This is a genomic window from Pseudomonas syringae pv. tomato str. DC3000, from assembly GCF_000007805.1.
GTDB lineage: Bacteria > Pseudomonadota > Gammaproteobacteria > Pseudomonadales > Pseudomonadaceae > Aquipseudomonas > Aquipseudomonas avellanae.
The window spans coordinates 4756992-4771512 of the sequence record NC_004578.1 but is presented as its reverse complement, the minus strand read 5'-3'; the positions used below and the strand labels follow the sequence as shown (position 1 = coordinate 4771512).

The 14521-nt window shown below is 59.7% G+C and carries 15 protein-coding genes and 1 riboswitch; of the genes, 8 read left to right on the top strand and 7 right to left on the bottom strand.

The window, feature by feature from the left end; genetic code table 11:
* Positions 1–41 precede the first annotated feature (41 nt).
* Positions 42–144: riboswitch (guanidine-I (ykkC/yxkD leader) on the bottom strand.
* A gap of 406 nt (positions 145–550) precedes the next feature.
* Together PSPTO_RS21950 and ung are read left to right on the top strand one after the other, a co-directional pair.
* Positions 551–1009 carry a lipoprotein gene (locus PSPTO_RS21950; protein WP_011104916.1) on the top strand — a complete coding sequence of 153 codons (459 nt, stop codon included), beginning with the start codon at positions 551–553 and terminating at the stop codon, positions 1007–1009.
* A gap of 180 nt (positions 1010–1189) precedes the next feature.
* Positions 1190–1882, top strand: a complete 693-nt coding sequence (gene ung, locus PSPTO_RS21945; protein WP_003378513.1) for a uracil-DNA glycosylase — start codon at positions 1190–1192, stop codon at positions 1880–1882.
* 18 nt (positions 1883–1900) lie between these two features.
* Here ung and PSPTO_RS21940 read toward each other — a convergent pair whose 3' ends face one another.
* The 4 genes from PSPTO_RS21940 to PSPTO_RS21925 form a co-directional block, all read right to left on the bottom strand.
* Positions 1901–2935 carry an AbrB family transcriptional regulator gene (locus PSPTO_RS21940; protein ID WP_005764742.1) on the bottom strand — a complete coding sequence of 345 codons (1035 nt, stop codon included), beginning with the start codon at positions 2933–2935 and terminating at the stop codon, positions 1901–1903.
* Positions 2928–4442, bottom strand: a complete 1515-nt coding sequence (locus PSPTO_RS21935; protein WP_011104915.1) for a tripartite tricarboxylate transporter permease — start codon at positions 4440–4442, stop codon at positions 2928–2930. Before PSPTO_RS21935 ends, PSPTO_RS21940 begins: the two co-directional genes overlap by 8 nt.
* Before the next feature lies 1 nt (position 4443).
* A complete protein-coding gene (locus tag PSPTO_RS21930) occupies positions 4444–4902 on the bottom strand; it encodes a tripartite tricarboxylate transporter TctB family protein (RefSeq protein ID WP_005764744.1) in 459 nt (152 codons plus the stop codon).
* 62 nt (positions 4903–4964) lie between these two features.
* Positions 4965–5942 (bottom strand): Bug family tripartite tricarboxylate transporter substrate binding protein, encoded by a 978-nt coding sequence (locus tag PSPTO_RS21925; protein WP_005764747.1) that lies wholly within the window; start codon positions 5940–5942, stop codon positions 4965–4967.
* 498 nt (positions 5943–6440) lie between these two features.
* On the opposite strand from PSPTO_RS21925, the gene PSPTO_RS21920 reads away from it, so the two are divergent.
* Both PSPTO_RS21920 and PSPTO_RS21915 read left to right on the top strand, forming a co-directional pair.
* A complete protein-coding gene (locus tag PSPTO_RS21920; RefSeq protein WP_005739198.1) occupies positions 6441–7112 on the top strand; it encodes a response regulator in 672 nt (223 codons plus the stop codon).
* Entirely contained in the window at positions 7105–8487 is a 1383-nt protein-coding gene (locus PSPTO_RS21915) for a sensor histidine kinase (protein ID WP_011104914.1), read from the top strand. Before PSPTO_RS21920 ends, PSPTO_RS21915 begins: the two co-directional genes overlap by 8 nt.
* A gap of 5 nt (positions 8488–8492) precedes the next feature.
* On the opposite strand, the gene PSPTO_RS21910 is transcribed toward PSPTO_RS21915, so the two are convergent.
* Complete coding sequence (locus tag PSPTO_RS21910) at positions 8493–9314, bottom strand: HDOD domain-containing protein (protein WP_005764752.1); 822 nt, start codon at positions 9312–9314, stop codon at positions 8493–8495.
* Between the two features lie 113 nt (positions 9315–9427).
* Positions 9428–10369 (bottom strand): YgfZ/GcvT domain-containing protein, encoded by a 942-nt coding sequence (locus PSPTO_RS21905; RefSeq protein WP_032622187.1) that lies wholly within the window; start codon positions 10367–10369, stop codon positions 9428–9430.
* Positions 10370–10521: 152 nt separating this feature from the next.
* Here PSPTO_RS21905 and PSPTO_RS21900 point away from each other — a divergent pair, with 152 nt between their 5' ends.
* Positions 10522–10776 (top strand): succinate dehydrogenase assembly factor 2, encoded by a 255-nt coding sequence (locus PSPTO_RS21900; protein WP_003378499.1) that lies wholly within the window; start codon positions 10522–10524, stop codon positions 10774–10776.
* The gene (locus tag PSPTO_RS21895) at positions 10760–11224 is read left to right on the top strand and encodes a protein YgfX (RefSeq protein ID WP_011104913.1); all 465 of its coding nucleotides are present in this window, start codon (positions 10760–10762) and stop codon (positions 11222–11224) included. The genes PSPTO_RS21900 and PSPTO_RS21895 overlap by 17 nt, the downstream gene beginning before the upstream one ends.
* On the opposite strand, the gene nadB is transcribed toward PSPTO_RS21895, so the two are convergent.
* Positions 11193–12809, bottom strand: coding sequence for an L-aspartate oxidase (gene nadB, locus PSPTO_RS21890; protein ID WP_005764756.1), 1617 nt, complete (start codon positions 12807–12809; stop codon positions 11193–11195). The genes PSPTO_RS21895 and nadB overlap by 32 nt on opposite strands.
* Positions 12810–13307: 498 nt before the next feature.
* Here nadB and rpoE point away from each other — a divergent pair, with 498 nt between their 5' ends.
* Together rpoE and PSPTO_RS21880 are read left to right on the top strand one after the other, a co-directional pair.
* The gene (rpoE, locus tag PSPTO_RS21885) at positions 13308–13889 is read left to right on the top strand and encodes an RNA polymerase sigma factor RpoE (protein WP_003378493.1); all 582 of its coding nucleotides are present in this window, start codon (positions 13308–13310) and stop codon (positions 13887–13889) included.
* A gap of 33 nt (positions 13890–13922) precedes the next feature.
* Positions 13923–14513, top strand: coding sequence for an anti sigma-E factor RseA C-terminal domain-containing protein (locus PSPTO_RS21880; RefSeq protein WP_007246812.1), 591 nt, complete (start codon positions 13923–13925; stop codon positions 14511–14513).
* Positions 14514–14521: the final 8 nt, after the last annotated feature.

Here is a 14521-nt window from a genome sequence, read left to right as displayed (position 1 = left end):
AAAAAGGCGGCCAGGAGCAACGTGACACCACTGGTGTCCCTGTCTCCCGGGCTTTTGTCCCGCCGTGTAACCTCTACTGGAGGTCGCCAACTCTCGGACCAGCCACTTGCCTGTCGGCAAGTCGGAACCCTAGTCGGCTATTGCAAATTGTGGTGCCGCGAACCTGTGTTGACTCCTGCACAACAGTCCTCAAGCGAGAGTTGTGCCAACTCGCGCAAAGCACCGGTTTCAATGAGGCGCTGCTGAAAGAGGGCGCTTGATGGACGCAGAACTGCCTTGTGCTGGTGCGACGCTGCACCGCGATGAGGCGCGAGGTTTTCGGCCGTTGCGAAATGTTTTGTAGCATCTTTGTAAGAAACTGCGACAGTCCCGCAAACCATGGTTTCAGAGCCTTTTCCAGATCGATTGCCAGTGCGCAAACGGCGCAGAAGGTAAAGGGCCCAGGGCACTAGAAGGCCTTTTCGCTGTCTGATTTTTCGTCCGCCAACCGCTTTGGCGGACGCCGACCAGCGTCGCTGGTTTGTGCCCAATCGCGGTCCAGGAGGCCGCCATGTATCGAAGACCCTTGCTTATCACGTTGCTGACCCTTTTTTTCACTGGTTGCTACGCAGGCCCTGGATACTACGAATCTGACGTTTACACACAGCCGACGACGGTCGTCAGCGGGGGTGCTTACGCGTACGACAACGGCTACAACGCTACCTATTATCAAGAGCGGCGCGTCTACGTGGCGCCGCAACCGCGTTATTACACCCAACCTCGCTACTACGCTCCGGCACCGCGTTATTACGCGCCACCCCCCGTGCCGCGCTATTACCAGCCAGGACGCCCGCCGGGCTATGGCTGGAGAAATGACGGCTTTCGTGGAAATGGCGGTTTCGGGCGTAACGACGGTTTTCGCGGAGACCGGGGCAATCGCGGCTGGGATGACCACGGTGGTCGAGGCGGGCGCGATGGCCGCGATCATGGACGAGGCGGACGCGGTGATGGTCGTGGTGGTCATCGGTAGCTGAAACCTGCGCGTTTACTACAATGCCAACGCTGTGAACTGACTATCGTGCTGACGCTCTGCGTCGGCATGCCTTTCTGGACGCTCTGCGTCCGATTCTGGATGCGCAGAGCGCAACCGGCATTGACTTTGCTGCCGGGCTTTTCTAGTGTCCGCGCATTGTTTTTACCGGATGTAACCATGACGAGCGATGACCGCATCAAGCTTGAGCCAAGCTGGAAAGAAGCCCTGCGTGACGAATTCGAGCAGCCTTACATGGCGCAGCTGCGCGAGTTTCTGCGTCAGGAGCATGCCGCTGGCAAGGAGATCTATCCGCCGGGGCCGTTGATTTTCAATGCGCTGAACTCCACGCCGCTGGACAACGTAAAAGTCGTCATTCTCGGTCAGGACCCGTACCACGGCCCTAACCAGGCCCACGGCTTGTGCTTCTCGGTGCAGCCAGGCGTGCCGACGCCGCCTTCGCTGGTCAACATTTATAAAGAGCTGAAACGCGACCTGAACATCGATATTCCGAACCACGGTTGCCTGCAATCCTGGGCTGATCAGGGCGTGCTGATGCTCAATACCACCCTGACGGTCGAGCGCGCCAATGCTGCGTCTCATGCGGGAAAGGGCTGGCAGCATTTTACCGACCGGATTATTCAGGTGGTCAGCGAGCATCAGCCGCATCTGGTGTTTTTGCTGTGGGGCGCTCACGCGCAAGGCAAGCAGAAGCTGGTCGATGCGACCAAGCATCTGGTGCTGACCTCGGTCCATCCGTCGCCGCTGTCGGCGTACAAAGGCTTTCTGGGCAACGGGCACTTCGGGCGCGCCAACAAGTACCTTGAGCAAAACGGCCTGGCGCCGATCGACTGGCGATTGCCTGCACTCTGATCAATGTGGATCAACGTATCAGTCAGCGAGCCGCGTGTTCCAGCGTCGATACAGCGGTTCGGCGAGAAACAGTACGAACAGCAGGCGCATGACCTGCATGGCCGTCACCAAGGGCACCGACAGTTGCAGCACCTCGGCGGTCAGGCTCATTTCGGCAATGCCACCGGGCATCATGCCCAGCGTCAGTGAGCGCACATCCAGATGGGTGAGGGCGCTCAGCCCCAGTGCTGCCAGCGCTGCGATCAACATGGTCAGCGCAGTGCCCAGCAACGTGCGCGCCAGAAACGACGGCGCTCTCCGAAAGAACTCCCGATTGAAGTGACAACCCAGCCCGCTGCCGATCAGCAATTGACCCAACTGGCTGGCCCCATTGGGCAGGCCGATTTTCAGGTCCCAGACCACGCTCACCACGGCGCTGAGCAACAACGGACCAAACAGCCACGGGTTAGGCTGTTTGAGGCGTTGCCACAGCCAGGCCAATGCCGCGCCGGCCACCAGCAGGAAGGCCAGCCAGCGCCAGTCGACTACCGTGCTGTGCAGCGCAGGCGCGCCATCACCCAGCAGGTATTTGAAGATCGCCGGCACGCACAACACCACCGCCAGCACCCGCAGACTTTGCGCGGCAGCGACGCTGCTGAGCTTGGCCCCGTTGCGTGCGCCAAGGTTGACCATCTCGCCGGAACCGCCCGGCATGCTCGAGAAAAACGCTGTTGGGCGATCCTCTCCGGTGCGCAGCATCAGCCAGACGCCGACCAGACACGAGAGACTGGTAACCAGCGCACCGATGAAAATCAGCCCGAAGTGCGCCAGCACCTGCTCGATGACCACCGGGGTGAAGTGCAGGCCGATACCGATGCCAATGATCAACTGACCGCATTTGCGCCCGCCGGGAATCTGCGCCAGTTGCCAGGGCGTCAGGCAGCGCACCAGGATGATCGCCAGTAAAGAACCGACCATCCACGGCAACGGCCAGCCGACCTGGCTGGCGAGATACCCGCCAAGCAGACCGACCAGCGGTGTCGCCCACCAGTGGCGAAAAGACGAATCAGCCATGCGTCATGGCAGCCCGCTGTTTTGCGCGCTTGCGCCAGATACGAATCAGCGGGAACAGCATCATCAGTACGGTCACCACCCAGACGCCCAGCGTGATCGGGCTGGCCCAGAGAATGCCCAGCTCGCCATTGGAGATCGACAGGGCACGGCGCAGGTTCTGCTCCATCAGCCCACCGAGGATGAAGCCGAGCAGGATCGGTGACAGCGGGAAGTCCAGCTTGCGCAGGATGTAACCGAAGATGCCGATGCCGACCATCAGGAACAGGTCAAAAGTGGTGGCATGCACCGCGTACACGCCGATCCCGGTAATGATCGCGATCACTGGCACCAGCGCCCAGTTTGGTACGGCGAGGATGCGGGTGAAGATACGGATCATCGGAATGTTGAGGATCACTAGCATGATGTTGGCGATGAACAATGAGGCGATCAGACCCCAGACAATGTCCGGCTGCTGCTGAAACAGCATCGGCCCCGGCGTGATGTTGTACAGCGACAGCGCACCGATCATCACTGCCGTAGTGCCCGAGCCCGGAACGCCCAGCGTCAGCATCGGCACCAGCGCGCCACAGGCACTGGCGCCGATGGCGGTTTCCGGGGCTGCCAGGCCGCGCATGTCACCCTGACCGAATTTGCCAGTCGGGCCGGCGATACGCTTTTCCGTCATGTAAGCGACCGCGCTGGCCAGCGTTGCCCCGGCACCTGGCAGCACGCCGAGAATGAAGCCCAATAGCCCGCAGCGAATGTTGACCACGAACACCGAGGCCGCTTCCTTGAAATTGAACATCATGCGCCCGGTGGCTTTGACCGCCTCCTGATCTCGATGGGTTTTCTCCAGCAGCAACAGGATTTCGCTGATCGAAAACAGTCCCAGAACCAGCACCACGAACTGAATGCCATCGGTCAGGTGAATGTTGTCCCCGGTAAAACGATACACCCCGCTGTTGGCATCAATGCCCACCGCAGACAGAAACAGGCCGATCAGCGCAGCAATGAACGTCTTCAGGGGCTTGTCGCCAGCCATGCCGCCCAGACAGACGATGGCGAACACCATCAGTACGAAATATTCCGCAGGACCGAAGGCAATTGCCCACTTTGCGAGCAACGGCGCGAACAGCACCATGCCGCAGGTGGCAATCAGCGCACCGATGAACGAGCTCCAGGCCGACAGCGATAGCGCAACCCCGGCCAAGCCCTGACGCGCCATCGGATAACCGTCCAGCGTGGTCATGACCGTGGACGCTTCGCCCGGAATGTTCAGCAAAATGGAACTGATGCGGCCGCCATACTCGCAGCCCAAATAAACAGCCGCCAGCAGAATCAGTGCTGATTCGGGCGGCAGGCCCAGAGCAAAGGCGATGGGGATCAGCAGCGCCACGCCGTTGATCGGTCCCAGCCCCGGCAGCAGGCCGACGACGGTGCCGATCAGCGTGCCTGACAGTGCGGTGATCAGGTTGTACGGGGTGAGCGCGACGCCGAAGCCTTGGCCCAGATAGCTGAAAGTGTCCATGTCAGTTCTCCAGAACGCTGAGCAGGCCCAAAGGCAGGGGAACGTCCATGGCCTTGTCGAACAACAGGTAAAGGCCGATGCTCATTACAATGACCACCACGACGCTGGGCAGCCAGCGCCCGCCGTACAGGCGCGCCATGGGAATGCCGATCAGGATGCTGCTGAGTATGAAGCCCAGCGGTTCAAACAGCCCGGCGAAGATCAGCAGCAGGGCGATGCACAGGCCGATCTTGACCAGCGTTTCGCGATCCAGTGCGGGCTCTTCTTCGGTATGGACAATGGCTGTGGGACGAATCAGCAGGTACAGCAGGGCCGCGCCCATCAGCCCGAGCATCAGCAGTGGAAAGGCCCTCGGCCCGACCGGTTCGTAGGAAAAAGGTGCCTGATACGGCCAGGCCATTAGGGCCAGGCCCAGGCAGGCCATTAGCAATACGGCAGCGAAAATGCGTTGTATGACCATGAGAAGCTCCTTGATCGCGCCCGTTGTGCAGGCGCAACTGAAAGTCAGTCAATTGGGTGCAATTACTGAATCAGGCCGAATTCCCTGGCCATCAGTTTGTAGTCGGCGACTTGCTTTTTGACGTAGGTGTCCAGCTCCGCACCGGTCATGGCGAACGGGAAGAGTTCGCGCTGATCGCGCAGTTTGGCGAAGTCTTCCGAGGCCAGAATCTTGTCGAACGAGCCTTTCCACCAGGTGTAGTCTTCGTCGCTGACCTTGGGCCCCAGGTAGAAACCGCGCACCACCGGCCAGACGATGTCGTAGCCCTGTTCCTTGGCGGTGGGGATGTCTTTCATTTCCGGCTCGTCGATGCGTTTCTCGGCGAATACGGCGAGCAGGCGCATGTCGCCGCTTAGAATGTGCGGCATGGAGTCGGAGATGTCGGTACTGCCCACCTGAATGTGCCCGCCGAGCAGCGCGGTGGCGATCTCGCCTCCGCCTTCCAGCGCTACGTAACGCAAGGCGCGCGGGTTGATGCCTGCAGCTTTGGCGATCAGGGCGGTCTGCATCCAGTCCTGGCTGCCTACCGTACCGCCGGAGCCGATCACGACTTTGCTCGGGTCGGCCTTGAGGGCTTTGACCAGATCGTCGAGGTTTTTATAGGGCGAGTCGCTTTTCACCGCGATAGCCCCATAACTGGTGCCGACGGCGGCAAGCCAGCGCACGGCGTTTTCATCGAAACGACCAAATTTACCCTGCGCCAGATTGAGCAGCGAACCACTGGACCACGCCACCAGCGTACCCGCATCGGCCGGACGCTGAGCCACCACGGCGTTGTAGGCCACCGCACCGACGCCGCCGGGCATGTAGGTCACGCGCATGGGTGTGGTCAGAATCTTCTCGTTGATCAGCGCGCTCTGCACCAGCTTGCACGTCAGATCGAAGCCGCCGCCGGGTGAGGCGGGCGCAATGCATTCCGGGCGTTTGGGCTCGGCAAGCAACTGGCTGGCCATCAACAGGCATCCGGTGGTGGCCGCTATCTGACGCAGGGAAAATTTCATAGTCAGTCTCCAGAAATATTATTGTTTTTGGATGAGAGAGGTTTTATGGATGAAAGAGGCGGTTCAACAGTCGCTTTTGTCGCGCGCACGCCAATAATTGTTCACTGACAATGAGCAGTCATCGGTGACAGGGGGTGTATCCAGGTGCTGGAGGAGAGTGCAGCGGCGAGGGGGCTGACGCTGTGCGATACACAGTGCAATGCGATTGACGAGCGAGCAAGCCTGAGCTGGCGTAGACATGAGGTGACTCCGTTTACCGATTTATTGTTTTTATTTTCCAGACGCATCCGGGCGCCTGTTTTACACGTACCCGGTTGTCGGGTCGTTCTGCGATGCTAAATGACCAACCTTTCGCAAACCTTTCAGCTACCTTGCAATTCGCTGTGGAAGGTTTGCGGGTCGTTTCTGCCCTTCACAGGCGGCGGCCGGCCTGTAAACTCCACGGCCATAAGCATCGATGCCCAGATCGATAACAACAGTGACAATCAGGAGACGGCGATGCGTGTTCTTCTTGTGGAAGATCATCTGCAATTGGCTGAAAGTGTCGCGCAGGCGCTCAAGAGCGCGGGTTTGACCGTGGATGTGCTGCACGATGGCGTTGCCGCCGACCTGGCGCTGAGCAGCGAAGAGTACGCCGTCGCCATTCTCGATGTCGGTCTTCCGCGCATGGACGGTTTTGAAGTGCTGGCACGTTTACGGGCGCGCAGCAAGAACCTGCCGGTGCTTATGCTGACCGCCCGCAGCGACGTCAAAGACCGGGTTCACGGCCTGAATCTGGGGGCCGACGATTACCTGGCCAAGCCGTTCGAGCTCTCCGAGCTGGAAGCCAGGGTCAAGGCACTGTTGCGTCGCAGTGTGCTGGGCGGCGAGCGCCAGCAGCGCTGTGGTGTACTGGCCTACGATCTGGACACGCGCCGTTTTACATTGAGCGATGAGTTGCTCACGTTGACCTCCCGCGAACAGGCGGTGCTCGAAGCCTTGATCGCCCGGCCGGGCAGGGTCATGAGCAAAGAGCAACTGGCCGCGCAGGTGTTCGGCCTCGATGAAGAGGCCAGTCCTGACGCCATCGAAATCTACGTCCATCGTCTGCGCAAGAAGCTCGACGGGCATTCTGTGGGCATCGTGACCTTCCGGGGTCTGGGGTATCTGCTTGAAAGTCGCGATGATTAACGACAGCCTGCGCTGGCGGCTGCTGTGGAATCTGGCACTGCTGCTGGTGATGTTGATGCTGGCCAGCGGCATGAGCGCTTACTGGAATGGCCGAGAGGTGGCTGACACCGCCTACGACCGCACCCTGTTGGCGTCGGCCCGGACCATTGCTGCTGGCCTGACCCAGCGCGACGGAACGCTTAGCGCTGACATCCCCTACGTCGCGCTGGACACCTTTGCTTACGACAGCGAGGGGCGCATTTATTACCAGGTCAACGACATCCATCAGAAGTTGATCTCCGGTTACGAAAATCTGCCATCGCCGCCGCCCGGCACCCTGCGCACCGATGATTACCCGGCGCTGGCCAAATTTTATAACGGGACCTATCAGGGCCAGGATGTGCGGGTGGTCAGCCTGCTCAAGCCGGTGACTGATCCGGGCATGAACGGCACGGCAGAAATCCGTGTGGCGGAAACCCAGGAGGCGCGCAAGGGCATGGCGCGCAGCCTGATGGCCGACACATTACTGCGTCTGGGCATGCTCGGTGGCGGCGCGTTGTTGTTGGTCTGGTTTACCGTCAGTGCAGCATTGCGCCCTCTGGAGCGGCTGCGCACGGCGGTCGAAGAGCGACAGACCGATGACCTGCGCTCGTTGCCGATGGTCGAAGTGCAGCATGAACTGCGCCCGCTGGTCGGCGCGCTCAACCATTTTACCGAGCGGCTGCGTTTGCAGTTCGAGCGTCAGGCGCAGTTCATTGCCGATGCCGCCCATGAGTTGCGCACGCCGCTGGCCGCGCTCAAGGCTCGGGTCGAGCTGGGGTTGCGCGAGCAGGACCCGCAACAATGGCGCAGCACGCTGGAGTCAGCTGCGCTTGGCACGGATCGCCTCACGCATCTGGCCAATCAACTGTTGTCGCTGGCACGCATTGAAAACGGTGCGCGGGCAATTGCCGAAGGGGGCGCGCAGCACCTGGACCTCAGCCAACTGGCCAGGGAGCTGGGCATGGCAATGGCACCGCTGGCCCATTCGCGTGGTGTTGCGCTGGCGCTGGAAGCCGACGAGCCGGTCTGGCTGCGTGGCGAACCGACCTTGCTTAACGAGTTGCTGAGCAACCTGATCGACAACGCGCTGGCTCATACACCACCGGGTGGCAACGTGGTATTGCGGGTTTATGCGCCGGGCGTTCTGGAAGTGGAGGATGACGGCCCTGGTATTCCGCCAGCGGAACGCGAGCGAGTCTTCGAACGCTTTTATCGACGCAGTCAGCAGGGCAGTGGGGCAGGGCTGGGTCTGGCAATCGTGGGAGAGATCTGTCGTGCGCACCTGGCCAGAATCACGCTGCATGATGGTGCCGAGCAGGGGCTGAAAGTGCGGGTCAGTTTCAGCGCGACCTGATCGCGCTAATAAAGCATGCTTTTGGCTTCGTCCATCTGGGCTGCGAGCATGCCGTCGGCGCGAGAAAGCCGCAACTGGCTGTACGCCGGCAGGTCGACCATTTCAATAAGGCTGAATGGATGGTCGGTGTCCTTGTGGACATGCACGGTGGCTATCTGAACCAGATCAATGTAGTCCGGGTTTCTGGAAACGCGTGCGAAATTCTGGAACTGACCCGGCACACAGGCCAGCGGCTCCGGGAAATCCCATGAGCGCAGCAGGCGTTCGCCGATGACCGGGTGAATGCTGTCGATCACATGATTAAGGCTGATCGGGTCGGCAAGCAGTTCGTAGTGGTCTTCTGCGTAGGTAAGAATCGGCAGAATGCCGATCAAATGGATCAGCCCCGCGAGCGTCGCCTGGTCAGGTTTGAGGTTCGTGTAATTCTGGCACAGGGTGTAACTGATACCGGCGACCTGCAGGCTCTGTTTCCAGATGTCGCGCATTTTCTGCTCGATGACGGGCGACTTGGCGTGGAACATCTGCTCTACCACCAGGCCGATGGCCAGGTTGCAGGTGTAGTTGACGCCCAGGCGACGGATCGCCGTATTTACGTCGCTGACCTCGAAATTGGGGCGTAGCAGCGGGCTGTTCGCGACCTTTATCAGGCGCGCGGATAGGGCCGTATCGCTACCGATGACCTTGCTCAGGTCCAGGATACTGATTTCAGTGTCCTCGGCGGCAAGGCGAATTCTCAGTGCTACTTCCGGCAGGGTAGGGAGAAACAAGGCATCTCTGTCGATGGCCTTGATCAAGTTTCTCTGCACCTCGTCAGCCATCTTGCTCATGTTGCATCTCGCAGCCGTTGGGGGTGTCCAGAGTTTGCCGCGCGCCCCGCAGAGCGCCAGCAAGTGTGCTGGAACGCTCTACAGACCATTGGAATCTGAATGTGTTCGTCTGCCTAGCGCTGAGTTTCGAGTTTGCTGTCCAGTGTGTAGGGCAGTTCATTCATGTGCAGTGCAGCGCCCTCGGGCGAGCCGAGATGTATGTGACCGTTTTCTGCCGCATCGCCCTGCAGGACAGCCAGCAGTTCGACGTCCTGGCCGGCCTGTGCGGCGATCACCACATTGCCCACCGCGCTGCCATGCACTGGGGAAAACAGCGCAGTGCCCGGTGCCGGGATTTCATCGCTGCGCAGCGTCAGGCGGTAAAGCCTGCGCTTGAGTTTGCCAAGATATTGCATTCGCGCAACGATTTCCTGACCGGTATAGCAGCCCTTTTTGAAGCTGACTCCGCCGACCGCTTGCAGGTTGATCATCTGCGGGATGAATTCCTCGCGGGTACTGCCGAACACCTGACCGATACCGACTCGGATCTGACCCAGCAGCCAGTCATTCAGCGGGCCTTCGGCCAGTTGTGATGCCAGGCGCGCTTTGAGGGTGTCGGCCTGTTCGGCGCGGACCCAGAGTTCAGCGCGCGCCGGGGAGACACGAATTGCGATCAGTTCGTTGGCGCGCACCACAGTGCCGGTGTCCTGAGGCAGATCCAGCCCCAGACCGACCAGCGCACCGTCACCTTCCTGCAGGCCGAAACGCACCCAGGCTGAACTTTCGTCAGTCAGTTTTGATTTGGAGAACACTGCGTACTTGCGCAGGTCCAGCAATTGCGGCTCGATCAGCTCGCTGGCCATCGCCAGCAAACAGCCGTCACCTTCGAAAACGAGGCGAAAACTCGACTGCATACGGCCTTTCTGGGTGCAACGTGCGCCCAGGCTGGAGGTGTTCTCGTCGAGATAATTGAGGTTGCACGTCAACTGACCCTGAAGAAATTTGCCGGCATCCACGCCGCGAACGGCGAGAACGCCCTCATGGGATAGCGTGCAGAAAAAAGCTGTGTGGGCCATGGTCATCGCAAAGTGGGGAAAGTGTCCGGGGACACATCATAGTGCCGAGTGGAGGTTATGCATACGGGTAGACGAAAACTGCTGCGACCATTGCGATATTCGCGTGGCTGGCTCACGGCTGTATACTCGCCGCCTACTTTGAGGAGCGCTCCATGGTCGAAGACGTCGAACTCAACCGCCTTTACTGGCACAGCCGCCGTGGCATGCTCGAACTTGACGTGCTGCTGGTGCCGTTTGTCCGTGAGGTCTACCCGCATTTGAATGACGTGGACCGCGATCTGTATCGCCGCCTGCTGACGTGTGAAGATCAGGACATGTTTGGCTGGTTCATGCAGCGCGCCGAGTCCGAGGACGCCGAATTGCAACGCATGGTTCGCATGATTCTGGATCGTGTCCAGCCCAAGTGATCGATTTGAATGTCACTGGCAGGCCTCGCGCCTGCTGCTGACGGCGTACGTTGCTGTTCAGTTACTGGCACTGACGGCCTTGTGCTGGCTGGATATCCCTTTATGGGCATCGGTTGCAGGTGCGTTGTTCTGTCTGGGGCATGCCGCCTGGGTGATTCCCCGTGCGTTACTGCTCAGTCATCCTGCGGCCTTCACTGCCCTGCGGCGCGATGAACAGGGCTGGCAATTGTGGAGCGAGCGGGGCGGCTGGCAGCCTGTGCAGCTATGCCCGGACAGCCTCGCGTTGCCGTTAGTGGTTATTCTGCGTTTTCGTCCGGTTGTTCAGGGGCGACCCTCCCGGATGGCAAAAAGCTGCTGTATCACGCGTGACGCGCTGACGCCGGACATTCACCGGCGTTTGCGCGTGCGACTGAAGTTCAGCCGACGAAAGTGGGCGGTACCAGAATAGTGTCCAGTGCCTCCGGGAGCATGTCCGGGTAATCCAGCGTGTAATGCAGCCCGCGGCTTTCCTTGCGTTGCATGGCCGAGCAGATCATCAGTTCGGCCACCTGGGCGAGGTTACGCAGCTCGATCAGGTCGCGGCTGACCTTGTAGTTGCTGTAGAACTCATCAATTTCGTCGAGCAACAACCGCACACGGTGCTGGGCGCGCTGCAAGCGTTTGTTGGTGCGCACGATACCGACGTAATCCCACATGAACCTCCTTAATTCGTCCCAGTTGTGGGCGATGATCACGTCTTCGTCCGAGTCGGTTACCTGGCTGGCATCCCACGCTGGCAGGTCAGTCGGCATCGGCACACTGGACAACTGCTTTTCGATGTCTGCGGCTGCCGAGCGGGCGTAGACGAAGCATTCCAGCAGCGAGTTGCTGGCCATGCGGTTGGCGCCGTGCAGGCCGGTGAAGCTGGTTTCGCCGATAGCGTACAGGCCGGGTACATCGGTATGGCCCTGGCTGTCGACCATCACGCCGCCACAGGTGTAATGCGCTGCCGGGACGACGGGGATCGGCTCGCGAGTGATGTCGATGGAAAATTCCAGGCAGCGCTCGTAGACGGTCGGGAAGTGCGTTTTGATGAAAGCTTCGGGCTTGTGGCTGATGTCCAGATAGACGCAGTCGATACCCAGCCGCTTCATTTCGTGGTCAATGGCGCGGGCAACGATGTCACGAGGGGCCAGTTCTGCCCGTTCGTCGAATCGCGGCATGAAGCGTTCGCCGTTGGGCAACTTGAGGTAAGCGCCTTCACCGCGCAGGGCTTCGGTAATCAGAAAGCTCTTGGCCTGCGGGTGGTACAGGCAGGTCGGGTGAAACTGATTGAATTCAAGGTTAGCCACCCGACAGCCGGAGCGCCAGGCCATGGCGATCCCGTCGCCGCAGGCACCGTCCGGGTTGCTGGTGTACAGATAGACCTTGGCAGCGCCGCCCGAGGCCAGGATCGTGAAGCGCGCGCTGTATGTATCCACTTCGCCGCTGTTGCGATTGAGCACGTAAGCGCCCAGGCAACGCTGGCCTTCAAGGCCCAGGCGGCGCTCGGTGATCAGGTCGATGGCGGCGCGCTGTTCAAGCAGTTCGATGTTCGGCCGTTTGCGGGCCTGCTCAAGCAGTGTACGAAAGATGGCCGCGCCTGTGGCGTCGGCGGCATGAATGATTCGACGATGACTGTGGCCGCCCTCGCGGGTCAGGTGAAATTCAAAGCCGCTTTCATCGACGTCTGCGTCGTCGCCCCGGGTGAAAGGGACGCCTTGATCAATCAGCCACTGAATCGCCTCACGACTGTGCTCGACGGTAAAGCGCACTGCGTCTTCGTTGCACAGGCCGCCACCGGCGTTCAACGTGTCTTCGACATGAGACTGCACAGTGTCAGTGTCATCAAGGACCGCCGCAACACCGCCCTGGGCCCAGAATGTCGAGCCGTTGGACAGGTCACCCTTGCTCAGAACCGCAATCCGCAGATGGTCGGGGAGGGTAAGCGCCAGGCTCAGGCCTGCAGCGCCGCTGCCGATTACCAGTACGTCGTGCTGAAAATGTTGGCTCATCTGCGAATTCTGCCCTTGGCGGCTACTAGTATAAGTATGGGGGGAACGGCACAATAGCCGCGCCTACATGGCAATGTGAGACCACGGCGGGTCAGGATTGTGCTCCAGTCCCGGACGCTCTGCCTATTGTTTTCCCTGAGTTCCGTCACTGGAAGTGCTTCAGTACGCCGATTTCAGGGGCATTTGTGCAGTTTGCGGCTCACACCTGTAATTGTGTCAATGGAACTTTTTGATAAGAACCGGGCTCAATAGCAGGTTGCCTATACAGGAACAGCGTCGTTTTCGCAGGGTTAGATAAGTGATCATCAACTGCGAGACTGGCGACAAGACTATTCGCGCAGCCGACCGTGTCGAGCTGCGTTTTTCGTGCAGGCTTTCAAGACGGCCTGCAGGAAACTTGCTTGAAGGGGGAGAACTTTTGCGAAAAGCCCGAGTCTATGTTTGCAAGCCTGAACAATGTCAGTTGCAACACTCCTTCATGCTTAATGAGGAGTGTTCATGCTAACCCAGGAAGAGGATCAGGCGCTTGTCGAGCGCGTACAGCGCGGCGATACAAGAGCATTTGATCTGCTGGTGCTGAAATATCAGCACAAAATTCTAGGGTTGATCGTGCGGTTCGTGCACGACACCCATGAGGCTCAAGACGTTGCACAGGAAGCTTTTATCAAGGCTTACCGTGCACTCGGAAACTTTCGCGGCGACAGTGCTTTTTATACATGGCTGTACCGCATCGCCATCAACACGGCGAAAAACTATTTGGTATCGCGAGGTCGGCGACCGCCAGATAGCGATGTCAGGTCTGAAGACGCGGAGTTCTACGATGGCGATCACGGCCTCAAGGACATCGAGTCGCCGGAACGTGCATTGCTGAGGGATGAGATCGAGGGCACCGTCCATCGGACCATCCAGCTTCTCCCGGAAGATTTACGTACGGCACTAACTTTACGTGAATTCGACGGTCTGAGTTACGAAGACATTGCGAGCGTCATGCAGTGTCCTGTTGGTACCGTGCGCTCTCGAATCTTTCGCGCTCGGGAAGCCATCGATAAAGCCCTGCAGCCGTTGTTGCAGGAATCCTGAGACAGCGGCGATAGCCCAAGAGAGGAACCCGCCATGAGTCGTGAAGCCCTGCAGGAATCGCTGTCCGCGGTACTGGATAACGAAGCGGACGAGCTGGAATTACGTCGGGTATTAAATGCCATTGACGATGCCGACACCCGTGCCACCTGGTCGCGTTACCAGGTTGCTCGCGCAGCCATGCACAAAGAGCTGCTGATTCCTCATTTGGATATTTCGGCCGCAGTATCTGCCGCAATTGCCGATGAAGTAAGCCCGCTCAAGGCCGCACGCGGTCCTTGGCGTACGCTGGGTCGTCTGGCTGTAGCAGCGTCGGTTACCGTTGCCGTTCTGGCTGGTGTCCGCCTGTACAACCAGGATGACATCGCTGGTGCGCAATTGGCACAGCAGACACAGCAGCCTGCGAACCTCACGGTTCCGCAAGTGAAAGGTCCCGCTGTACTGGCTGGTTACACTGAAAGCGCCGAGCAAGCGCCAGGTCCTATGGCTAATGGTGTGTTGCAGGGTGCCGGTCAAGGTGATCAGCGTCTGCCCGGTTACCTGCGTCAGCACGCACAGGAAGCTGCCCTGAAAGGCACCGAAAGCGCGTTGCCGTATGCCCGTGCTGCGAGCCTGGAAAACCGTTAAGGAGGATC

What these genes read in the sequence shown, in the direction of transcription:
- PSPTO_RS21920 (WP_005739198.1), top strand. Translation starts at nt 6,441, where the DNA reads ATGCGTGTTCTTCTTGTGGAAGATCATCTGCAATTGGCTGAAAGTGTC.
- rpoE (WP_003378493.1), top strand. Translation starts at nt 13,308, where the DNA reads ATGCTAACCCAGGAAGAGGATCAGGCGCTTGTCGAGCGCGTACAGCGC.
- PSPTO_RS21900 (WP_003378499.1), top strand. Translation starts at nt 10,522, where the DNA reads ATGGTCGAAGACGTCGAACTCAACCGCCTTTACTGGCACAGCCGCCGT.
- PSPTO_RS21880 (WP_007246812.1), top strand. Translation starts at nt 13,923, where the DNA reads ATGAGTCGTGAAGCCCTGCAGGAATCGCTGTCCGCGGTACTGGATAAC.
- PSPTO_RS21915 (WP_011104914.1), top strand. Translation starts at nt 7,105, where the DNA reads ATGATTAACGACAGCCTGCGCTGGCGGCTGCTGTGGAATCTGGCACTG.
- PSPTO_RS21925 (WP_005764747.1), bottom strand. Translation starts at nt 5,942, where the DNA reads ATGAAATTTTCCCTGCGTCAGATAGCGGCCACCACCGGATGCCTGTTG.
- PSPTO_RS21935 (WP_011104915.1), bottom strand. Translation starts at nt 4,442, where the DNA reads ATGGACACTTTCAGCTATCTGGGCCAAGGCTTCGGCGTCGCGCTCACC.
- nadB (WP_005764756.1), bottom strand. Translation starts at nt 12,809, where the DNA reads ATGAGCCAACATTTTCAGCACGACGTACTGGTAATCGGCAGCGGCGCT.
- PSPTO_RS21950 (WP_011104916.1), top strand. Translation starts at nt 551, where the DNA reads ATGTATCGAAGACCCTTGCTTATCACGTTGCTGACCCTTTTTTTCACT.
- PSPTO_RS21930 (WP_005764744.1), bottom strand. Translation starts at nt 4,902, where the DNA reads ATGGTCATACAACGCATTTTCGCTGCCGTATTGCTAATGGCCTGCCTG.
- ung (WP_003378513.1), top strand. Translation starts at nt 1,190, where the DNA reads ATGACGAGCGATGACCGCATCAAGCTTGAGCCAAGCTGGAAAGAAGCC.
- PSPTO_RS21905 (WP_032622187.1), bottom strand. Translation starts at nt 10,369, where the DNA reads ATGGCCCACACAGCTTTTTTCTGCACGCTATCCCATGAGGGCGTTCTC.
- PSPTO_RS21910 (WP_005764752.1), bottom strand. Translation starts at nt 9,314, where the DNA reads ATGAGCAAGATGGCTGACGAGGTGCAGAGAAACTTGATCAAGGCCATC.
- PSPTO_RS21940 (WP_005764742.1), bottom strand. Translation starts at nt 2,935, where the DNA reads ATGGCTGATTCGTCTTTTCGCCACTGGTGGGCGACACCGCTGGTCGGT.